At 66.5% G+C, this 3,675-nt stretch carries 1 protein-coding gene; it reads left to right on the forward strand.

Annotation, left to right across the window (positions count from 1 at the left end):
• Positions 1 to 185 precede the first annotated feature (185 nt).
• Positions 186 to 3,287 (forward strand): type I-F CRISPR-associated helicase Cas3f, encoded by a 3,102-nt coding sequence (gene cas3f / locus GQB03_RS22520; protein WP_235027185.1) that lies wholly within the window; start codon positions 186 to 188, stop codon positions 3,285 to 3,287.
• Positions 3,288 to 3,675: the final 388 nt, after the last annotated feature.

Raw genomic sequence — 3,675 nt, forward strand, 5'->3', positions numbered from 1 at the left:
TGCTCTCGGCCCGCGGGCCGAGAGCATCGGCCACTTCATTCTTCCCTTCCATCTTTGAACTCCTTGTCAAAAATGGGTGGGGAATTTTCAGTTCCCACAACTGGGGATTATTGGGTTCCTACTGACATCTGTGGATCGTCGGCGACGCGAGCAAGTTCAACGCAGAAGGCGCGGTACCCACCAACATCACCCGCCGCAATGTCCTGCGCAGCGCAGACGAGAACGACTGGCACAGCCTGCAGGCAATCCACCTCCTCGCCTCGCTTGCCGCGCTGCTGCACGACCTCGGCAAGGCCACCCGGGCCTTCCAGGACCGGCTCAAGCCCGGCAGCCCGGTCGAACGCAACCAGTACCGCCACGAGTGGGTCTCCCTGCGCCTCTTCGAATCCTTCGTCGGCAACAGCGGCGACGCAGAGTGGTTGCAGCGTCTGATCGCCCCCACCCCGGCCGACGACGCGAGCTGGACCGCGCCGGGCCGCCTGCTGCGCGATGGCCTCGACACGGCAGCGAGCAAAGACAAGCCCTTTGCGAAACTACCGCCACTTGCACGTGGGGTCGGCTGGCTGATCCTCACCCATCACCGCCTCCCGGTGATGCCGGCCACTGACGCCGAAGGCCGCCGCCTCTGGCTCGGTGCACGGGTGCGCAACTTCTCCAGCGCCCAACTCGACCAGCTGCTCGAAAAGGTCGACGCGGAATGGAACGAGCAGCCCACCAGCACCGCCGCCGCAGACCTCGCCCCTTACTGGGACTTTCCCCACGGCCTGCCGGTCACGACCGAACTCTGGCGCAAGCGCGCCGCCCGCCTCGCCACCCGGCTGCAGACCCAGCTCGCCAGCACCACGGGCGCCGAACCCCTGGCTGACCCTTACGTGATGCACCTCGCCCGCCTCGGCCTGATGCTCGCCGACCATCACTACTCAAGCCTCACCGACCGCCAAGCGCGCAGCGACCTCAACGACGCCTATCCCCTCTACGCCAACACCGTGCGCAAGACCGGCGCCTACAACCAGACCCTCGACGAACACCTGCTCGGCGTTGCGCGCCATGCCGGGGTAGTCGCCCATGCGCTGCCAGGTTTCGAGCTCCACCTCGCACGCCTTGCCCGCCACAAGGGACTGCGCCGACGCAGTGCCGATCCGCGCTTCCGCTGGCAGGACCGTGCCGCCGACCTCGCTGCCGCAGTGCGCGAACGCAGCGCGCGCCAGGGCGCCTTCATCGTCGACATGGCCTCCACCGGCTGCGGCAAGACCCTCGCCAACGCCCGCATCATGTACGCCCTCGCCGACCCGGCACGGGGCATGCGCTGCGCCTTTGCCCTTGGCCTGCGTACCCTGACACTTCAGACCGGTCGCGCCTTCCGCAAGGAACTGCAGCTCTCCGAGGAGGAAGTCGCCATCCTTGTCGGCGGCGCCCCAAATCGCGAACTCTTCAACTACTACGAGGCCCAGGCCGAAGCCACCGGCTCCGCCTCGACCCAGGACCTGCTGGCCAAAGACAGCCATGTCGTCTTCGAAGGCAATGCCCGGCATCCGCTGTTGCAGCGCCTCGGCCACGCCCCCCAGGTACACAAGCTGCTCGCCGCCCCGCTGCTGGTGTGCACCATCGACCACCTCACCCCCGCTACCGAAAGCCAGCGTGGCGGGCGCCAGATCGCCCCGATGCTGCGCCTGATGAGCGGCGACCTGGTGCTCGACGAGCCCGACGATTTCGACATCGACGATCTCCCGGCCCTCGCCCGACTGGTGCACTGGGCCGGCCTGCTCGGTGCCCGCGTGCTGCTCTCCTCGGCCACCTTGCCGCCGGCGCTCGTCGAAGGACTGTTCGACGCCTATCGCGATGGGCGCAGCTGGTTCCAGCGCAACCGCGGCAAGCCGTCGGGCACGCCACCTGAAGTGTGCTGCATCTGGGTGGACGAATACCGCCAGACCGCCACCGACTGCGCCGACGTCGCCGCCTTCGCCAGCGCCCATCTCGACTTTGCCCGCCAGCGCCACACCCACCTCGGCGCTGAAGCTGTGCGCCGCCGTAGCGCCTTGCTACCCTTCCATCCCGATAGCCACGACCCGGCAGTGATCCGCCAGCAGTTCGCAAGTAGTGTGCGCGAGGCCGCACTGCGCCTCCACGCCGACCATCACGACCTTGCTCCGCACAGCGGCAAGCGGATCAGCTTCGGGCTGGTCCGCATGGCCAACATCGACCCCCTGTTAGACGTCGCCCTCGCCCTCTTCGCCCTGGGTGCTCCGGAGAATGTACGCATCCACCTGTGCCCCTACCATGCCCGTTTTCCGCTGATTGTCCGCTCCGAAATCGAGCATCGGCTGGATGCCGCCCTGAACCGCCGCCGCCCGCAGGCGGCGTTCGATCTGCCTGAGATCCGCGCCCTGCTCGATGCTTCACCAGAAGCCGACCATCTCTTCATCGTGCTCGGCAGCCCAGTATGCGAAGTGGGCCGGGATCACGACTATGACTGGGCCGTCGTCGAGCCCTCATCAATGCGCTCCCTGATCCAGCTCGCCGGCCGCATCCGCCGCCATCGCCCTAACCCCGTCGCAACCCCCAACCTATTGGTCTTCGAGACCAACCTGCGCCACTTCGAACACCCTGGCAAGCCTGCCTACTGGAAGCCCGGCTTCGAAACCCGGGACGCCCCCTTCCACCTGCAGACCCATGATCTCGCCGCGCTGCTGGCCCCCGCCGAGCGCGAGGTCATCGACGCCCGCCCGCGCATCCTGCCCCGGCCCGACGCCGAGCTCGCCCCCGACCGCCACCTGGTGGACCTCGAACACGCCCGCCTCGACCAACAGATGCGCCCGCAGCAGGACAGCGCCGGCCTCACCGCCTACCAGATCCGTGCCGGCCGAAAACCCAAGCAACTCCTCAACGCCACCAGCCACTGGCTGCGCCCGGGCGCCTGGCTCACGGCAGTCCTGCCCCAGCAACAGCCCTTCCGCGCCGATCCCGAGCCCACCGTCGATCTGGCGCTCTTACCGGACGAGGACGAGAGCGCCTGCCTGCTGCACCGGGTCGTCGACCAGCAGCGCGGCCACCCGGCGCTCAACGTTCCGGTCGAAGAAAGCCTTCAGCGGCTCCCGGATGCCACCGTCACCGGCGCCCGCATCGCCCCGTGGATCGCGGTCGACCTCCTCGACGCTCTCGCCACCCAGGCCAACGCACAGGACATCCCCCTGAGCGCCAGCGCCCAACGCTACGCCACCGTTACTGTTCCAGACAGTGAACAGGGCTGGCGTTTCCACCCGGTGCTCGGCTTCGGGCGACGCAAATGAATCAGGCGCCCATAGGCGCCTGATTTCTGCCTACGCGGCAGTGAAGATGACTCGGTCACCGAGCGGTGAGCATTTCTGAGCTGCCTCGCGGCAGTTGCAAGATCGTAGCAGAGCGTCTAATCTTTGTTTGCCAGCTTTTTTATGACTCGTATTTCACCTAACGGTGAGCAGGTCTTTAAAATGGAGCCCCTCTGAAGATGGCAGTCTCCAGAGGGGCGGGTTCGCAACGCAGCTAGCTGTGGTCCAGCAACCAACCGCGGGTGTTGGCGCCGACCGAAAACTGACCATCTGAAGGGGTGTGTACCGACTGAAAATTGACCAGGGTGTTTAACCTGCCTGCCTCATTTTGAGGCGGGGTGTTTGAGGTGATCACCATGGAAATGTTGGG

Source organism: Cognatazoarcus halotolerans (genome assembly GCF_009800965.1).
GTDB classification, from domain to species: Bacteria; Pseudomonadota; Gammaproteobacteria; order Burkholderiales; family Rhodocyclaceae; genus Cognatazoarcus; species Cognatazoarcus halotolerans.